Origin of the sequence: Caenibacillus caldisaponilyticus (genome assembly GCF_002003465.1) — a bacterium.
Classification (GTDB): domain Bacteria; phylum Bacillota; class Bacilli; order Bacillales; family Sporolactobacillaceae; genus Caenibacillus; species Caenibacillus caldisaponilyticus.
Genome location: NZ_BDDQ01000148.1, coordinates 1 through 1,158, shown reverse-complemented (window position 1 = coordinate 1,158; position 1,158 = coordinate 1). Strand labels below are relative to the sequence as shown.

1 rRNA gene is annotated in these 1,158 nt (G+C 58.0%); it reads right to left on the bottom strand.

Features of this window, described 5'->3' with window-relative positions:
* Nucleotides 1–1,158: ribosomal RNA gene (locus tag CCB157_RS16915) — 23S ribosomal RNA — on the bottom strand; the annotation flags it as partial.

Genomic DNA, 1,158 nt, shown 5'->3' with positions numbered 1-1,158 from the left:
ATTTCGCTACCTTAGGACCGTTATAGTTACGGCCGCCGTTTACTGGGGCTTCGGTTCGGACCTTCGCCTTGCGGCTAAGCCCTCCCCTTAACCTTCCAGCACCGGGCAGGCGTCAGCCCCTATACGTCACCTTTCGGTTTGGCAGAGACCTGTGTTTTTGATAAACAGTCGCTTGGATCTTTTCACTGCGGCTCCCTCGGGCTCATCACCCTACCGGAGCACCCCTTCTCCCGAAGTTACGGGGTCATTTTGCCGAGTTCCTTAACAAGAGTTCTCCCGAGCGTCTTAGGATGCTCTCCTCGCCTACCTGTGTCGGTTTGGGGTACGGGCACCGAAAGACTCGCTAGAGGCTTTTCTCGGCAGTGTAAGCACGGGCGCTTCGGTACTCAAGTTCCCTCCCCATCACCGCTCAGCCTTTTCGGTGGCGGGATTTGCCTCGCCACCAGCCTTGCGGCTTGGACGCGCTCTTCCGGCCGCGCGCTCGCCTTGCCTTCCTGCGTCACCCCATCGCTCAAACGCCTTTCGGTGGTACAGGAATTTCAACCTGTTGTCCATCGCCTACGCCTTCCGGCCTCGGCTTAGGCCCCGACTAACCCTGAGCGGACGAACCTTCCTCAGGAACCCTTAGGCTTTCGACGGAGGGGATTCTCACCCCTCTTTTCGTTACTCATACCGGCATTCTCACTTCCCAGCGCTCCAGTCGACCTTCCGGTCGGCCTTCGCCGCGCTCGGAACGCTCCCCTACCTCCGCCGCTCACAAGAGCGGCGAACCGCGGCTTCGGTGATGCGTTTAGCCCCGTTACATTTTCGGCGCAGCGCCACTCGACCAGTGAGCTATTACGCACTCTTTAAATGATGGCTGCTTCTAAGCCAACATCCTGGTTGTCTGGGCAACGCCACATCCTTTCCCACTTAACGCATACTTGGGGACCTTAGCCGGCGGTCTGGGCTGTTTCCCTCTCGACGACGGATCTTATCACTCGCCGTCTGACTCCCGAGGATAAGTCGTTGGCATTCGGAGTTTGAGTGAGCTCGGTAATCCTGTGGGGACCCCTCACCCAATCAGTGCTCTACCTCCAAGACTCTCACCTCGAGGCTAGCCCTAAAGCTATTTCGGGGAGAACCAGCTATCTCCGTGTTCGATTGGCATTTCACCCT